Origin of the sequence: Caballeronia sp. S22 (assembly GCF_964261745.1) — a bacterium.
Lineage (GTDB): Bacteria > Pseudomonadota > Gammaproteobacteria > Burkholderiales > Burkholderiaceae > Caballeronia > Caballeronia jiangsuensis.
In genome coordinates, this window is the sequence record NZ_OZ180039.1 from 1,315,103 (window position 1) to 1,331,704 (window position 16,602).

Genomic DNA, 16,602 nt, shown 5'->3' on the forward strand with positions numbered 1-16,602 from the left:
TCCTTTTTTGTTTTGAGTCAGAGGACGACCGCTTCCGTGCGCTCGTCGACCGAAAGGCGCGACACGAGATCGCTCAACAACATCGGCAGTTCTTCGAGCGTCTTCACGCCGCCGAAGATGTAGTAGTCGGGCCGCACGATGATGGCTTCGACGCCGTGCTCATCGAAGAACTGCCTGTACTTGCCGCTGACGTCGAGCAGCACGCGATCCTTGACGGCTTTGTCCGCGTCGCTCGTGATGCCGATCGAACGCCCGCCGATGGCAGCGAGAGCGGCCTTGCCTTGCGCGTCGAGATACCGGTTCGGGTGCGCGTCGAGCGCGATGACGTGAAAGCCGTTGGGCACTGCTTCGTCGTAACGAGATGCTTCGTCCACGTTAATGACCTTGCCGTGAACGCTCAGCAGTCCGGCCACGCTTTCGCAAGCGAACGCCGGGTCCTTGCAGATCAGGCCATCGATGAGACCGGGAAAGGGCGGCAGCGCAGGCACGTCGCCCGCGAGATACGCCGCGTCGCGGCGAGCCGCTTCTTCCTTGTCGGAGATGCAGACGACCTGTCCCATCGCGATCGATGCATCGATCACCGCACGCACCTGCGGGCGGCGCTCGGGCGTGTAGTCCTCCAGCACGCGGTCCGATGCAGTGCCCTTGAGGATCAGGTCGAAGCGCCAGGCGAGATTCCATGCGTCCCGGATGCCCGAGCACATGCCCTGTCCCATGAACGGCGGCATCTGATGCGCAGCGTCGCCCGCGAGCACGACGCGACCGCTATGCCAGTTTCGTGCGATCAGCGAGCGGAACTTGTAGACGGCATGACGCACGAGCGTCGCGTTCTCCGGCGTGACCCAGGGCGACAGCAGTTCCCACACCTTCTCCGGCTTTAGCAGCTCTTCGATCGATTCGTGCGGCAGACGCATGAACTCCCAGCGACGCAAGCCCGGGCCGCCCGGCACCATCGTCGTCGGGCGCTCCGGATTGCACCACTGGCCGATATCGGGCACGTCGAGCTTCACGCCGTCGTTCGGCTTGAGATCGATCACGAGCCAGTCTTCCTGGAAGCCGAGATCATCGAACTCGATGTCCTGCGACTTGCGCACGAAGCTGTTCGCGCCGTCCGCTCCGACGACATAGCGTGCGCGCACCGTCTGCGTCTCGCCGGTCGGCTCCCACGTCGCGCCGTTCATTACGCCGCGACGCAAAGTCAGTTCGCAACAGTCGGACAACTGACGCAAAGCGGTTGCTTCCCAGCCCTGTTGCACGGAGACGTTCGGAAGCGACTTCGCCTTTTTGTCGAGCAGCGCTTCGAGCGACGGCTGATTGAAGAGATAGCCCACCGGTCCGTCGCTGATCGATTCCGCCGACCAGTCGATCTCGACGAGCGTCTTCCAGTCCGCGTTGAACCACTGATACTTGGACGACGGTTGCGAGATGCGCTCGACGTCTTCTCCGATGTCCATCGCGTGGAATACGCGACGGATCTCGTGGTCGTGAAATACGGCGCGCGGAAGCGGATACAGCGAAGGCCAGCGATCGAAGACCGCGACGTTATAGCCGCGTTCTCCGAGCAATATCGAAAGAGATTGCCCGACGGGTCCGTATCCGACGATAGCGACGTCGAGAATGGTTTGATCTGTCATTTCGGTTCACCTGCTGAAAATAGAGCGAGTTGTGCCCTGGCGCCGGATGAACCGGCTGCCATCGGATCGATGCAAAGGGTGTGAAGCGATCAGTCTGCTAAGACGACGCCGGCTTCGGTGTTGTGGATGAAGTCGTCGGGGACCGGCGGACCCCAGAGATAGAGCGAGTCTTCCGGTGCGAAATCGCCTGCGGGCCACGCTTCGCCCGCGGACACGAAGTCGATATCGGCGGAGTACTCGCAGAACGAACCCCACGGGTCCTGCACGTAATGGAAGTAGTTCGAGCCCAGAACGTGCCTGCCGGTACCCCAGCCTTTCGTGAAGCCGGCCGCGGCCATTTGCGACGCGCCCTGACCGACGAGGTTCACGTTATCGACATCCCACGCCGCGTGATGCCAGCCGCGCGCGCTGCTCTTGGCGAACGCGACGAGATGATGGTCGCTGCCGTGCGGCGCATGCGTGAACGCGATGATGTCGAGCGACTTGTCCGACAGGCGCAGGCCAAGCGCCTTGCCGTAGAAATCGAGCGCGCCGAGGACGTCCGGCGAAAACAGCAGCACATGAGAGAGGCGTCGCGGACGCACGGTCTTTGCCTGCGAGCGCATGTGCGCGCCGCGCTCGTCCGCATTGCTCGATGCGACGACGCATGGTGCCTTCTCGAACGGCGTCGTCTTGGGGCCGATTTTCACCTGGATCAGATTGCCGTCGGGATCGCGGAACCAGAAGCCTTCGCCGGGCGATGCAATCACATCCGCGCCTGTCGCCTTCACCTGTTCGAGGATCGCCGCGAAATCCGCTTCGAAGCAATTGAAACTCAAATACGCGAGCGATTTTCTCGATGCGGGAATGATCCGCGCCCAGCGATGTCCGTCGGCTGCGCGCAACTCGAGTTCGTCGGCGGTCGCTGTGACATCGAGACCGAACGCGCTGAAGAAACGCTCGGCATCGGCAAGCGAGGGAACGTTGAGCGCAAAGTGATCGATCGAGTGAACACTCGCGCATGCGGATGCTACGGCAGGGTCGCTCATGACCGTGTCTCCATGTTCGATAAGCGCCGGCTCTGCGACCGGCTTCGCGGATAAGGAATTAGCGCGCGGCTTCGTCGGCGATGACATTGCGCAGCGTGCCGATCTTTTCCACCGACACTTCGCAAACGTCTCCCGCTTTCATCAGGAGGCGCGGCGTGCGCGCCCAGCCGATGCCCGAGGGCGTGCCGGTCACGATCACGTCGCCCGGTTCGAGCGTGATGGCTTCGCTGATCACGCTGATGAGCGTCGCGACATCGAAGACCATGTCGTCGGTGCTGGCCGACTGCACCACCTCGCCGTTCACGCGCGTTTCCAGCAGCAGGCCCTTCGCGCCTTCGGGCAGCTCGTCGGCGGTCACGAGGTCGGGACCGAACACGCCCGTGCCGTCGAAGTTCTTGCCGACGGTCCATTGCGGCGTCTTGAACTGATACTCGCGCACCGAGCCGTCGTTGAAGAGCGCATAGCCCGCGACGTGCGAGAGCGCGGCTTCCTTCGAGATGTGGCGGCCGCCCGTGGCCAGCACGACCGCGACTTCGCCTTCGTAATCGAGCCCTTCGGAATCGGTCACGGACGGACGAATCATCGGCTGCTCGTGCGCAATGAGACTCGTATTGACGCGCAGGAACAGGGTCGGGTAGTCGGGCTGCTCGTACTTGCTTTCCTTCGTGTGATCGGCGTAGTTCAGACCCACGCAAACGATCTTCGGCGGCTTTTGCAACGGCGGAAGGTACTTGAGGCCGGCGGCAGGGATCTTGTCCTCCGTCGCGTTGCTCTTTGCATATTCATCGAGCCGGACGCCGCGTGCGAGCAGCGATTCCAGCGGCTCGTCACCGATGACGCGCACGTAATCGCCTTCGCGCACGCCGAGGGTTGCACGGCCATTCTTTTCGAAACTGACGAACCTCATTTCTGCCTCCTGTGGACCCGGAGACGAAGCGCCTCGGGTGTGCTGAATCTCGTATTGACGAATTTGTCAGTTCCAATTCTATGCAAAATGACAAACTCGTCAATATGAATTCGATCAGGACAAACCCGCACAGTGTCGGCGCTGCTAAAATCAAACCGGATCAACGGGATAGCCAATGGAAGCGACAGAATCGAGCGAAAATCACCGGACGCGCGTGGGTGCGTTGCGACGCGAAAAGACGCGCACTCGTTTGATCGAAAGCGCGCTGGCGGTTTTTGCGGAGAAGGGCGCGGACGCTCCGACCATCGACGATTTCATCGCTGCGGCGGGCGTCGCGCGTGGGACGTTCTACAACTACTTCCGCACGACGGCGGAACTGCTGTCGGCGGTGGCGGGCGAAAGCAGCGACGAAGTGCTCGCCGTCATCGATCCGCTCGTGCGCGCGATCGACGATCCGGCGCAGCGCGTGGTGGTGGGTTCGCGCCTTTATATGAGCATGGCGGCGCGTTATCCGCTGTGGGGCGCGTTCATCACGCGAGTGGGCACGAAACGGGGATCGCGCGGCCGCCTGCTCGACGAGTACCTCATGCGGGATCTGCAGATGGCCCTGGATGCCGGCCGGTTCGACGTGGCCGATGTGGTCGTCGCGCGCGATATCGCGCTCGGCTCGATCATGTACGGCATCGAAACGCTTTTATCCGGCGACGCGCCCGTCGACTACGCCGAGCAATCGATGTACGCGCTCATGCGCGCCTTCGGCATCGGAGCGAAGGAAGCCCGAAAACTCGCCTACGCGCCGATCGCCGATCCTTCAGCGCCACGCGGCGCCATCTTCGAGCGAGTCGATGCATTGGCGGTCGAAGACGGCGCCGCGCGTCGTGACGAGGCTGGTTAGGCCGGGAGAAGGAACGCCGCGGCGCACGCGTTTGGCTAACTGTCGCGCGCTCCCTCCGCGCGGTCGCTGTAAAGCGGAACGGTCTTCCCGCTGGCGATGCTGTTGCCGACGGCCTGAAGGTCGAGCGAAGGCGCTTTCGCGAGCAGCACGTAAGCGAGCCGGTTCGTGCGCCACGTGACCGTCTTCATGTCCCCGACCTGACCGGACCGCACCGGCGCGTCGCTCTCGTTTTCCTCGATCACGCACAGCGCGACCGGATCGCCGCGCTCCGGCAGATACACCATCTGGATGAGCGGGCGGTCATGGTAATTCAGGCGCTGCACGCGCTTGAACTTGAGGCCGACCTGACGCAGGTCCGGGACATCGACCGGCATGCCGTCGCGCTGGTGGATATCGGCCAGAACCTGCTCCGTGCTGGCCTTGTCTTCGCGCAGATTGGAAACCGTGTCGCGCCCGTAGAGCACCTGATAATCCGCCACGCTCTGCACCCACGGATCGGCGCCGCGATTCAACGGATTGTAGCCGCCGAGATAACCGGTGAGCACGCCCGAGCAGACCGCACCCGCGACGAAGGCCGCGGCCGCCCACTGCATCGAAAAGCGGCGCGTGCCGCGCGGCGCCTTGCGTTCTTGCGGCGCGCTGACGCTTACGAGCTCCTCGATGCGGCGCGTGAGGCTTTCCGGCACGGGCGGCACCGTTTGCCGGTCGTAGGCGGCGCGATACGGCAGGACCGACGCCTGCAGCGCCGCTGCGCGCGCCGCCAGCTCGTCGGAATGCGCGATCGCCGCTTCGATTTCCGCGCGCTGCTCCGGCGAAAGCTCGCCGTCGACGTACGACATCAGCAGCGAATCATCGACATTCATCATAAGGATTCTCCTTTTCTGGTTGCCGCCGGAGCCTGCACGCTGAATTTCTGACCGATCGTAAGCCGCGCGCGCGACAGCCGGCTCATGATCGTGCCGATCGGCACGTCGAGCACCTCGGCCGCCTCGCGATAGCTCAGGCCTTCGATCGCCACCAGCACCATCACGACCCGCTGCGCTTCGGGCAGCGTCTCCACCGCGTCGATCACCTGGCGATGCAGCAAATCGAGTTCCGGATTACGCGCCGAAGGATCGGCGAACGATTCGATCTCTTCGTCCTGCCAGTCCATGCTGCCGCGGCTGCGAATCGAACGTGCGCGCAATTCGTTCATCCACGTCGAATGCACGATCGAGAACAGCCAGCTCAGCGTCGACGTCCCCGGCTGCAACTGGCTGCGCCGCTCCAGCGCCCGCACGCAGGCGCGCTGCACCAGATCCTCGGCGTCGTGCTGGTTCTGCGTGAGCCGCAGCGCAAACCGCCATAACCGAGGCAACAGCGTCGGCAGGACGGTCGGCAGGTCGTCGTCGTTCATCGGGGCAGCTCCTGTGATGGGCGCGCTCATGATTGACAACACTCCAGAACCCGATCTATTCCGAAAATTTTTCGATTTTTTTTGCGGAATAAGCGGGCGGGGGCGGCTGTTTTCGGGTCACGGATCGCGCAACGGCGCGCACTCGAACCACCGATTAGGAGACAGATCATGGAGACCCTCCTCGACCGCGCCCGGCAGGCAGGCATGGCGGTCATGCTGGACGCGTGCATCGGACGCGAACGTTTTCATAGCATAGCCGGTTCGACGGCAACCCTCGCGCGATTTGCGCAGCTTTGCGAAGCGCCGGCAGTGAGTCGTAACACGCTTGAAAGCTGGGCTGCGCTCTGCGAACGCGGCGACGCGACAGCCGTGGCGGCGGCGATCCGCCGCGCGCTCGGCGAATGAATTTCGATTTGAATTCGGGTTGATGCGCGGCGTTTTAAACGCGCCGAAGCATCGATATCAATTAGATATCCGAATCAATGCGGTGCGTTTATAGCCCGCAAACCAAGCTTCGCGATCCAATGGCGACGCGAATTTTGCCTGTGCCGCAAGGCGCATTTTTCTCTGGAGACTGACATGGCTGTGGATATGTTTCTCAAGCTGGGCGATATCAAGGGTGAATCTCTGGCGGTGGGTCACACCGAAGAGATCGAGGTGCTCAGCTGGTCCTGGGGTTGCTCGCAGATGGGCACCACGCACACGGGCACGGGCGGCGGCACCGGAACCGCATCGGTGCAGGACCTCACGATCAGCAAGTACGTCGATAAAAGCTCGCCCACGATCGTGCAGTCGTGCTGCCAGGGCGTGCACATGCCCGAGGCCGTGCTCACGTTGCGCAAGGCGGGCGGCAACGAGCCGGTCGAGTATCTGAAGATCACGCTCAAGGAAGTGCTCATCAGCAGCCATTCGGTGGGCTCGGGCGGCGGCGATCAGATTGCCGAGAGCGTCACGCTCAATTTCGCGCAATTCAACATGGAGTATCAGCCGCAGGACAACACCGGCGCGAAGAAGGGCGGCGTGGTGACGGGCAAGTGGAACATCCCGAAGAACAAGTCGGAATGAACCGCCGGTTCACACACTAACCCACGCCTCTTACGGACTTCACCATGAATCGCGCAGATATCGCAGCCTGGCTCGCCGACCTTTCGCCGGATGTTCCGTGCGGCGAGGACGAAGAGTACAGCGCCGATTTCCGGTCTCTGGAAGAGGCGCTCGCCGGCAAGCCCGACGCCCAGTACGGCGGCACCGTGATCGCCGCCACGCCGCCCGACTGGACGCTCGCCCACTCGCTCTCGATGACCTTGCTCGAACGCACGCGCGATCTGCGCGTGGCGGTGCACTACACGCGTTCGGGCACGGTCCGCGAGGGTTTCATCGGGCTGGCGCGCGGCCTTGCGCTGATCGAAGGGCTGCTCGATCGGCACTGGGGCGGCGTGCATCCGCAACTCGATGCCAGCGACGGCGACGATCCGACCGCGCGGGTCAACGCGCTCTCGGCGCTCGTCGACGACGCGGGGCTCGTGGGCGAGCTGCGCGACGTGCCCTTCGTCGCGCCGCGCGGCCAGCGCGGTTTCGCACTGCGCGAGCTCGATGTGATGGCAGGCGAAGCGCCGATTTCCGAAGGCGACGAGATGCCGACGCTCGCGGCCATCGATGCGGCGTTCGCGCAAGCAGGCATCGACGCGGGGCGGGCGATGTGCGCGGCGCTCTCGTCGGCGCGGGCGTCGCTCGAAAAGATCGAGAGCACGCTGACCGCTCGCGTGGGGCCGGCACGCGCGCTCGATTTCGGTCCGCTTTCGCGGCCGCTCGGACGCATCGGGGACTTCGTGGCGGCGCGGGTCGAGGTGCTGGATCCGGATACGGGGGGAAGGGCGATGGAGACCAGCAGCAGTGAAGAGGGCGCGGGTTCCGGTCCGGCGGCGCATTACGCCGTCGCGGCCGGGCCCGCAGCGCCCCGGCGCATCGCGAGCGCGAAGGACGTGAGCGACGCGCTTGACGCGATCTGCGCGTACTACGCGGAGTGCGAGCCGTCGAGCCCGTTGCCGGTGCTGTTGCAACGCGCGCGCAGGCTCGTCGGCAAGAGCTTCATCGAGATCATCGAAGACGTCGCGCCGGACGGCGCGCATCAATTCAGGCATCTGGGCGGCGTCGTCTGACGGGCCCCGGACACAAGCAAAGGAGCAGACATCGTGGCAAAGGAAAGCAGTCAGAAATTCATCGCGCGCAATCGCGCGCCGCGTGTGCAGATCGAATACGACGTCGAAATCTACGGCTCGGAGAAGAAGGTCAATCTGCCCTTCGTGATGGGCGTGCTCGCGGATCTGGCGGGACAGCCCGCCGAGCCGCTCGCACCCGCCGCCGAACGGAAGTTTCTCGAAATCGACGTGGACAACTTCGACGAACGTCTCAAGTCGATGAAGCCGCGCGTCGCGGTGCAGGTGCCGAACACGCTGACGGGCGACGGCAACGTCGCGGTCGATCTGACCTTCGAGAGCATGGACGACTTCACGCCCGCCGCGATCGCACGCAAGGTCGAGCCGCTGCGGCAATTGCTGGAAGCGCGCACGCAACTCGCGAACCTCCTGACCTACATGGACGGCAAGACCGGCGCCGAAGCGCTGATCGCGCGGCTGCTCGAAGAGCCCGCGTTGATGAAGGCGCTCGCCACCCAGCCTCGTCAGAACGACGCCGCCGACCAACCCATCACCGGAGCATGACGCGATGAACGATCTCAGCATCCAGCAACAGGCAAGCCCCGCCGTATTGGACGCGGCGCCCGAACTCGACGACTTCTCCACGCTGCTGCAAAAGGAGTTCAAGCCGAAGTCCGAGCGTGCCCGCGACGCCGTCGAGAACGCGGTGCGCACGCTCGCGGAGCAGGCATTGCGCGACACCGGCGTGATTTCCGGCGATGTCCTCGCGACCATCGAAGCGCTGATCGCGCAGATCGATCAGACGCTCACCGGGCAGATCAACCTGATCCTGCACAGCGAGCCGTTCCAGAAGGTCGAGAGCGCATGGCGCGGCCTGCACTACCTCGTGAACAACACGGAGACCGACGAGTCGCTCAAGATCCGCGTGCTGAACATCTCCAAGGCGGAACTGCACAAGACGCTGAAGAAATATCGCGGCGTCGCGTGGGATCAAAGCCCGCTCTTCAAGAAGCTCTACGAAGAAGAGTACGGCCAGTTCGGCGGCGAGCCCTACGGCGCGCTGGTCGCGGACTACTACTTCGACCATAGCGGCCCGGATGTGGACTTGCTCACGCAGATCGCGAAGATCGCGGCGGCGGCGCATGCGCCGTTCATCGCGGGCGCGGACCCGGCGGCGCTTCTGATGGAATCGTGGCAGGAGCTCGCCAATCCGCGCGATCTGACCAAGATCTTCCAGACGCCCGAGCACGCCGCGTGGCGCTCGCTGCGCGATTCCGAGGACTCGCGCTACATCGGCCTCGCGATGCCGCGCTTTCTCGCGCGCGCGCCCTACGGCGCGAAGTCCGACCCGGTCGAGGCGTTCGACTTCGAGGAAGACACCGCGGGCGCGAACAGCAGCAAGTACGCGTGGGCGAACGCATCGTATGCGATGGCGGCGAACATCACGCGCTCGTTCAAGACCTCCGGCTGGTGCTCGCGCATTCGCGGCGTCGAGTCGGGCGGCGCGGTCGAGGGTCTGCCGGTACACGCGTTTCCGACCGACGACGGCGGCGTCGACATGAAGTGCCCGACCGAGATCGCGATCAGCGACCGCCGCGAGGCCGAGCTCGCCAAAAACGGCTTCATGCCGCTCGTGCACAAGAAGAACTCGGACTTCGCGGCATTCATCGGCGCGCAGTCGCTGCACAAGCCCGCCGAATACGAAGATCCGGACGCCACCGCCAACGCGAATCTCGCCGCGCGTCTGCCGTATCTGTTCGCGTGCTGCCGCTTCGCGCACTACCTGAAGTGCATCGTGCGCGACAAGCTCGGCTCGTTCAAGGAACGCGACGACATGGAGCGCTGGCTGCAGAACTGGATTCTTCAATACGTCGATGGCGATCCCGCGCATTCCTCCGAAGACACCAAGGCGCGCAAGCCGCTCGCCGACGCGCAGGTCATCGTCGAGGAAGTGGCGGGCAATCCGGGCTACTACACGTCGAAGTTCTTCCTGCGCCCGCACTACCAGCTCGAAGGTCTGACGGTGTCGCTGCGGCTCGTGTCGAAACTGCCGACGGCCAAGGCCGCCTGAGCCGCGTCACGTCCGCCCATTGCCCGCAAAAGGAGTCGCCCATGTCCGAACCTTCCGCCCGCGACCGGTTGCAGCCGTCGTTGCTGGACCGCCTGACCGATTTCGAACCGCACGCGCGTCACGAATCCCGCGAGCGTCGCGTGATCTCGGCGCGTGCGCTGCGCGACAGCGTGCAGCGCGATATCGGCTGGCTTCTCAACGCGAGCGGTCTCGGCGAGCGCTCGCTCGCACAGGACGCGGCGAATCTGCCGCATGTCGCGACGTCGGTGCTCAACTACGGCCTGCCGGATCTCGCGGGCCGCGACGTCGCCGCGCTCGCGGCCGGTGCGCTGGAGCGCATCATCCGCGACGCGCTGTGGGCCTTCGAACCGCGGCTCGCGCGCGAATCGGTGCGCGTGACGGCGATCGACGAAGTGAAGGGCGCAGCAGCAACCAAAAGCGCGAGAGGCGGCCACGTGATCCGCTTCGAGATCGAGGCGGACATGTGGTCGCAGCCGTATCCCGAACGGCTGTTCCTGCGCACGGAACTCGATCTCGAAGCGGGCGAAGTGCGCGTCTGCGATGCATCGGCCGGGGAGCAGCAGACATGAATCCCGCGTTCCTCAGGTACTACAGCCAGGAGTTGCAGCACGTCCGGGAGATGGGCGCCGAATTCGCCGCCGCGTTTCCGAAGATCGCCGGGCGGCTCGCGCTCGATGGCGTCGAATGCGCGGACCCGTATGTCGAGCGGCTGCTGGAAGGCTTCAGCTTTCTCGCAGCCCGCGTGCAGATGAAGCTCGACGCCGAGTTCCCGCGCTTCACGCAGCATCTGCTGGAACTGGCGTATCCGCACTATCTCGCGCCGACGCCGTCGATGACGGTCGTCCAGTTGCAGGCCGATCACGCGAACCCGCAACTCGCGGCGAGCGCCGACGGCATCGTCGTGCCGCGCCACACGGCGTTGCGCGGCATGCTCGACAAGTCCGCGTCGACGCGCTGCGAATATCGCACCGCGCACGCGGTCACGTTATGGCCCGTCGAGATCGCGCAGGCGAAGTTCTTCACGCATGCGGGCTCGCTGAACGCGTCGGCGCCGGCGCTGCCCGCGGGCGTCAAGGCGGGATTGCGCCTGCGCTTGCGCGCGACCGGCTCGCTTGGCTTCGAACGCCTCTCGCTCGATCGTCTCGCGCTGTATCTGCGCGGCCCGGATGGCCTGCCTGCGAAGCTGCACGAGCGGCTGCTCGCGCATTGCGTCGGCGTCGCGGTGATGCAGCCGGGCAATGGCGCGAGCGCCCCAACCACGCTCGCCGTGCTGCCCCGGACAGCGCTGCAACCGCTCGGTTTCGCCGAAGACGAGGCGCTTCTGCCGGTCGGCCGGCAATCGTTCGACGGCTATCGTCTGCTTCAGGAATATTTCGCCTTCGCGCCGCGCTTCATGTTCGTCGAACTGGGCGGCTTGCGCGACGCGCTGCGTCATTGCCGCGGGCGGGAAGCGGAGATCGTGATCCTGCTCGATCAGGCGGATGCGTCGCTCGAACGCGGCGTCGATGCTGCGAATTTCGCGCTCGACTGCACGCCCGCCATCAATCTGTTTCGCCGCCGCACAGACCGCGTCGCGTTGTCGGACACGGAGTTCGAATATCACGTCGTGGTCGATCGCACGCGTCCGATGGACTACGAAATCCATCAGCTCGACGAAGTCACCGGTTACGGCGCGGGCGCGGATGCGCAGAAGCAGTATCGGCCGTTCCACTGCGCGAACGATCTCGACATGCCGGGCGAGGGCGGCGCGTTTTATCAACTGCGGCGCGAGCCACGGCGCGCGTCGGCGCGGCAGCAGCAGAACGGTGCGCGCAGCAGCTACCTCGGCAGCGAAGCCTTCATCGCGCTGGTCGATGCGGCGGGCGCGCCCGGCAGCGGCGACGTGCGCCAGCTCGGCATCGGCGCGTGGTGCACGAACCGCGATCTGCCGCTGTCGATGCCGGTCGGCGCAGGCTCGACCGACTTCACGCTCGACGCCGAAGCGCCCGTCACCGCCGTGCGCTGCGTCGCGGGCCCGAGCCGGCCGCTGCCTTCGTTCGCAGAAGGGCCGGCGGCGTGGCGGCTGCTCGATCATCTTTCGCTTAACTACGCGTCGCTCGTCGATACGAACGAGCAGGAAGGCGCCCGCGCGCTGCGCGAACTGCTCGCGCTCTACTGCCCCGCCGACGATGCCGCCGCGCACCGGCAGGTCGAAGGGCTGCGTTCGGTGTCGTGCGCGCCGGTCGTGCGGCGTTTGCCTTCGCCGGGTCCGATCGTCTACGGGCGCGGCCTCGCGATCACGCTGCACTTCGACGACGCCGCGTTCGAGGGCGCGAGCGCGTTTCTGCTCGGCGCGGTGCTCGCGCAGTTCTTCGCGCAATACGTGTCGATCAATTCGTTCACCGAGACCCAGGTCGCGACGCTCGCGCGTGGTCCGGTCATGCAGTGGCCCGCGAGGATCGGACGATGCGCGACGCTCTGACCATCGACCGCGTGCTCGCCCGCGACGCCCGCCGCTTCGACTTCTTTCAGGCGCTGCGGCTGATCGAGCAGGCGCATGCGGAGCGTCCGCGCCTCGGCCGCTCGCTGTCCGTGCGCGACGACGCCGTGCGGCTTTCGCAAGACCCCGAGCTGATCTTTCATCCGACGACGCTCGGCGATTACGTTTCGGGCGAGGACGGCAAGCCGGGCCGGCTCGCGGTGAATTTTCTCGGCCTGCTCGGCCCGAACGGCCCGCTGCCGACGCACCTGACCGCCTACGTGCGCGAGCGCGCCCGCAACGCGAACGATCCGACGCTCGCGCGCTTTCTCGACGTGTTCCATCACCGGATGCTGTCGCTGTTCTATCGCGCGTGGGCGGATGCGCAGCCGGTCGTGAGCGCCGACCGTCCGCGCGACGATCGCTTCGCGGGCTACGTTGGCAGCCTGTTCGGCCTCGGCGCGCCCGCGCTCGCCGATCGCGACGCCGTGCCCGATTCCGCCAAGCGGCACTTCGCGGGCGTGCTCGCCGCGCCGACGCGCCACGCCGGCGGCCTGCGGCTGATTCTCTCGCGCTTTTTCGGCGTGAACGTATCGATCGAGCCGTGGCGCGGCCACTGGATCGCGCTGCCGGAAGACGCGCGCACACGTCTGTCCGGCGCGCGGCTCGGCGTATCGACGGTCGTCGGCACGCGGGTCTGGGATTGCCAGCACAAGTTTCGCATCGTGATCGGACCGCTCGGCTATGTCGATTTCATGCGCTTTCTGCCGGGCGGCGCGAGCCTCGCGAAGCTCGCCGACTGGGTCCGCAACTACGTGCGCGATCCGCTCGACTGGGACGTGGCGTTGCATCTGAAGCGCGAGGAAGTGCCGCCGCTGCGTCTGCAAGGCAATTCGACGAAAGGCGCGCGCCTCGGCTGGAACACCTGGCTCACGAGCGGCGCGCCGGTCCATGACAACCATCGGGTCGTGATCGCCGGGCAGGCGCAAGCGAACCACAAGCAAGCCCCACGCAAGGAGACTTCTCATGACTGAAATCAGCCGCATGGCCCTGTTCGGCAAGCTCGATCCGCTTGCCTATCGTGCGATCGAAAACGGCGCGGCGTTCTGCAAGCTGCGCGGCAACCCGTATGTCGAACTGGCGCACTGGGTGCATCAGATCCTGCTCGCGGCGGATTCGGATCTGCGTCGCCTCGTGCGGCATTTCGAGCTGGACGAGGCCGCGCTCGAACGCGATCTGACCGCCGCGCTCGATCGTCTGCCGCGCGGCGCGACAGCCGTTTCCGATATCTCCGCGCAAGTCGATGAAGCCGTCGAGCGCGGCTGGGTCTTCGGCTCGCTGATGTTCAACGCCTCGAAGGTGCGCAGCGGGCATCTCGTGATCGGCATGCTGCGCACGCCGAACCTGCGCAATGCGCTCTACGCGCTGTCGCGCCAGTTCGAGAAGATCAGCTTCGATGCGCTGTCCGCGCGTTTCGATGCGCTGCTCGACGGCTCGCCGGAAGCGCAGGCTGCGCCCGCGGCGGAACCTGCCGCGCCGCTCGCGCAGAACGACGCGCTCGCCCGCTATACCGTCGATCTGACCGCCGAAGCGCGCGAGGGCAAGCTCGATCCGATCGTCGGACGCGACACGGAGATTCGCCAGGTCATCGACATTCTCATGCGGCGGCGGCAGAACAACCCGATCCTGACGGGCGAGGCGGGCGTCGGCAAGACGGCGGTGGTGGAAGGCTTCGCGCAGCGCGTCGTCGCGGGGGACGTGCCGCCCGCGTTGCGCGATGCCGTCGTGCGCACGCTCGATGTCGGTCTGCTGCAGGCGGGCGCGAGCGTGAAGGGCGAGTTCGAGAGCCGGCTGAAGCAGGTGATCGACGCGGTGCAGGCGTCGGACAAGCCGGTGATTCTTTTCATCGACGAGGCGCACACGCTCGTCGGCGCGGGCGGCGCGGCCGGCACCGGCGACGCCGCCAACCTGCTCAAGCCCGCGCTCGCACGCGGCACGCTGCGCACGATCGCGGCGACGACCTGGGTCGAATACAAGAAGCACATCGAGAAGGACCCGGCGCTCACGCGGCGGTTTCAGGTGGTCAAGGTGCCGGAGCCGACGGAAGCGGGCGCGATCGCGATGATGCGCGGCCTCGTGCGCAAGATGGAGCGGCATCACGGCGTGCAGGTGCTCGACGAGGCGCTGGAGGCGGCGGTGAAGCTTTCGCATCGCTTCATTCCCGCGCGCCAGTTGCCCGACAAGGCCGTGAGCCTGCTCGACACCGCCTGCGCGCGCGTCGCGGTGAGCCAGCAAGCGCTGCCGCCCGCCATCGACGATGCGAAGCGGCGCATCGAGACGTGGACGACGGAAAGCGAGATCGTCGCGCGTGAAGCGGCGCTCGGCATCGATACGCGGGAACGCGCCGCCGACGTCGCCGCGCGGCTCGACACCGAACGTGCGCGCCTCGCCGATCTCACCGCGCGCTGGGAGGCGGAGCGTGCGCTCGTCGGGCGCATTCTCGCGGCGCGGCGGGCGATCGAAGCGGACGGCGAGTCCGTCGCGCTCGCGGACCTTAAAGCGCTGACCGACGAACTCGCCCAGCGCCAGGGCGAAACGCCGCTGATCCTGCCGGGCGTCGATGCGCACGCGGTCGCATCGGTGGTGCAGGACTGGACCGGCATCCCGGTGGGCCGCATGGTGCGCGACGAAGCCGCCAGCGTGCTCGATCTGGCCGCGACGCTGAACCGCCGCATCGTCGGACAGGATCACGCGATGCACATGATCGCGCGCCGCGTTCAGACCGCGCGCGCCGGACTCGACGATCCCTGCAAGCCGGTCGGCGTGTTCATGCTGGCGGGCACCTCGGGCGTCGGCAAGACCGAAACCGCGCTCGCGCTCGCCGAGGCGCTGTATGGCGGCGAGGACAACGTCGTCACCGTGAACATGAGCGAGTACCAGGAAGCGCACACCGTGTCGCTCTTGAAGGGCGCGCCGCCGGGATATGTCGGTTATGGCGAAGGCGGCGTGCTCACCGAGGCGGTGCGGCGGCGTCCCTATAGCGTCGTGCTGCTCGACGAGTTCGAGAAGGCGCATCCGGACGTGCACAAGCTCTTCTTCCAGGTCTTCGACAAGGGCCGCATGGAAGACGGCGAGGGGCGCGAGATCGATTTCAGCAACACGCTGATCCTGCTCACGACCAATGTCGGCACCGAGCTCATCACGCATCTGTGCGGCGGCGGGCGTGAAGCGCCGTCGCCGGAAGAGATCGCACGCTCGTTGCGCGAGCCGCTGCTCGAAGCATTTCCGCCGGCGCTGCTCGGACGCGTCGCGGTGATCCCGTACTACCCGCTCGACCAAGCGATGCTCGATGCGGTGATCCGCCTCCAGCTCGCGCGCATCGGGCGGCGTATCGGGGAGCGGCAGCGCGTGAGCTTCGCCTGGGACGACGCGGTGGTCGCGCAGATTGCGCGGCGCTGCACGGAACTCGCGAGCGGCGGCCGCATGATCGACGCGATTCTCACCAACACCGTGCTGCCGCGCGTGAGCACGGAATTTCTGAGCCGTCTCGTCGATGGCCGCAGCGTGGCGAAAGTCGAAGTCGGCGTATGCGACGGCGAGTTCACCTATTCGTTCGATTGAGGAGCCGGTCATGCCACAACAAGTCGTCATGGGCGCGACGCTGCAATGCTCGTTCGGCATGACGCCGTCCGCGCTCGTCGTGCTGCCCGTCAATCGCGTGCGCTGCGAAGGGTCGATTGCCGCGAACATCATGGATCACGAGCCGCTCGTGAACATCATGCCGTTCGGCATGTGCACCTCGCAGGCGAATCCCGAAGTCGCCGCGGCCACCGCCGCCGCGCTCGGCACGCCGACGCCGATGCCCTGCGTGCCCGCGACATTCGCGCCCTGGGTGCCCGGCGCGCTCACGGTGCTGCTCGGCAACCAGCCGTCGCTCGACAACGTCTCCAAATGCCTCTGCAACTGGGGCGGCGTGGTGACGATCGTCGATCCGGCGACGTGCGAAACGCAGATTCCCTGAACGACGAGGCCACCG

General features: G+C 65.8%; 16 protein-coding genes. 11 read left to right on the forward strand and 5 right to left on the reverse strand.

From position 1 onward, the window contains the following. Positions 1-17: 17 nt before the first annotated feature. The 3 genes from ACEN42_RS37620 to ACEN42_RS37630 form a co-directional block, all read right to left on the reverse strand. Complete coding sequence (locus ACEN42_RS37620) at positions 18-1,634, reverse strand: bifunctional 3-(3-hydroxy-phenyl)propionate/3-hydroxycinnamic acid hydroxylase (protein ID WP_371882633.1); 1,617 nt, start codon at positions 1,632-1,634, stop codon at positions 18-20. A gap of 89 nt (positions 1,635-1,723) precedes the next feature. Further along, positions 1,724-2,662 carry a VOC family protein gene (locus ACEN42_RS37625; protein ID WP_371882634.1) on the reverse strand — a complete coding sequence of 313 codons (939 nt, stop codon included), beginning with the start codon at positions 2,660-2,662 and terminating at the stop codon, positions 1,724-1,726. 58 nt (positions 2,663-2,720) lie between these two features. Beyond that, entirely contained in the window at positions 2,721-3,569 is an 849-nt protein-coding gene (locus tag ACEN42_RS37630) for a fumarylacetoacetate hydrolase family protein (RefSeq protein ID WP_371882635.1), read from the reverse strand. Between the two features lie 175 nt (positions 3,570-3,744). Here ACEN42_RS37630 and ACEN42_RS37635 point away from each other — a divergent pair, with 175 nt between their 5' ends. Further along, a complete protein-coding gene (locus tag ACEN42_RS37635; protein WP_371882636.1) occupies positions 3,745-4,464 on the forward strand; it encodes a TetR/AcrR family transcriptional regulator in 720 nt (239 codons plus the stop codon). 35 nt (positions 4,465-4,499) lie between these two features. On the opposite strand, the gene ACEN42_RS37640 is transcribed toward ACEN42_RS37635, so the two are convergent. Both ACEN42_RS37640 and ACEN42_RS37645 read right to left on the reverse strand, forming a co-directional pair. Beyond that, a complete protein-coding gene (locus tag ACEN42_RS37640; protein ID WP_238211708.1) occupies positions 4,500-5,330 on the reverse strand; it encodes an anti-sigma factor in 831 nt (276 codons plus the stop codon). After that, positions 5,327-5,860, reverse strand: a complete 534-nt coding sequence (locus tag ACEN42_RS37645) for an RNA polymerase sigma factor (RefSeq protein WP_035498970.1) — start codon at positions 5,858-5,860, stop codon at positions 5,327-5,329. The genes ACEN42_RS37640 and ACEN42_RS37645 overlap by 4 nt, the downstream gene beginning before the upstream one ends. 168 nt (positions 5,861-6,028) lie before the next feature. On the opposite strand from ACEN42_RS37645, the gene ACEN42_RS37650 reads away from it, so the two are divergent. The 10 genes from ACEN42_RS37650 (at position 6,029) to ACEN42_RS37695 (ending at position 16,587) form a co-directional block, all read left to right on the forward strand. Continuing rightward, on the forward strand, positions 6,029-6,265 hold the full coding sequence (locus tag ACEN42_RS37650; RefSeq protein ID WP_035498969.1) for a hypothetical protein: 237 nt from the start codon (positions 6,029-6,031) through the stop codon (positions 6,263-6,265). A gap of 174 nt (positions 6,266-6,439) precedes the next feature. Beyond that, positions 6,440-6,925, forward strand: coding sequence for a type VI secretion system tube protein Hcp (locus ACEN42_RS37655; protein ID WP_035498968.1), 486 nt, complete (start codon positions 6,440-6,442; stop codon positions 6,923-6,925). 44 nt (positions 6,926-6,969) lie between these two features. Then, entirely contained in the window at positions 6,970-8,019 is a 1,050-nt protein-coding gene (gene tssA / locus ACEN42_RS37660) for a type VI secretion system protein TssA (protein WP_371882637.1), read from the forward strand. A 33-nt stretch (positions 8,020-8,052) separates the two neighbouring features. After that, on the forward strand, positions 8,053-8,580 hold the full coding sequence (gene tssB / locus ACEN42_RS37665; RefSeq protein WP_371882638.1) for a type VI secretion system contractile sheath small subunit: 528 nt from the start codon (positions 8,053-8,055) through the stop codon (positions 8,578-8,580). A gap of 4 nt (positions 8,581-8,584) precedes the next feature. Next, complete coding sequence (gene tssC / locus ACEN42_RS37670) at positions 8,585-10,087, forward strand: type VI secretion system contractile sheath large subunit (RefSeq protein ID WP_309882406.1); 1,503 nt, start codon at positions 8,585-8,587, stop codon at positions 10,085-10,087. A 41-nt stretch (positions 10,088-10,128) separates the two neighbouring features. Further along, positions 10,129-10,677, forward strand: a complete 549-nt coding sequence (tssE, locus tag ACEN42_RS37675) for a type VI secretion system baseplate subunit TssE (protein WP_309882404.1) — start codon at positions 10,129-10,131, stop codon at positions 10,675-10,677. Beyond that, a complete protein-coding gene (gene tssF / locus ACEN42_RS37680) occupies positions 10,674-12,569 on the forward strand; it encodes a type VI secretion system baseplate subunit TssF (protein ID WP_371882639.1) in 1,896 nt (631 codons plus the stop codon). Before tssE ends, tssF begins: the two co-directional genes overlap by 4 nt. Further along, on the forward strand, positions 12,554-13,600 hold the full coding sequence (gene tssG / locus ACEN42_RS37685) for a type VI secretion system baseplate subunit TssG (RefSeq protein WP_371882640.1): 1,047 nt from the start codon (positions 12,554-12,556) through the stop codon (positions 13,598-13,600). The genes tssF and tssG overlap by 16 nt, the downstream gene beginning before the upstream one ends. Then, positions 13,593-16,187 carry a type VI secretion system ATPase TssH gene (gene tssH / locus ACEN42_RS37690; RefSeq protein ID WP_371882641.1) on the forward strand — a complete coding sequence of 865 codons (2,595 nt, stop codon included), beginning with the start codon at positions 13,593-13,595 and terminating at the stop codon, positions 16,185-16,187. The genes tssG and tssH overlap by 8 nt, the downstream gene beginning before the upstream one ends. A gap of 10 nt (positions 16,188-16,197) precedes the next feature. Continuing rightward, complete coding sequence (locus ACEN42_RS37695) at positions 16,198-16,587, forward strand: DUF4280 domain-containing protein (protein ID WP_371882642.1); 390 nt, start codon at positions 16,198-16,200, stop codon at positions 16,585-16,587. Positions 16,588-16,602 lie beyond the last annotated feature (15 nt).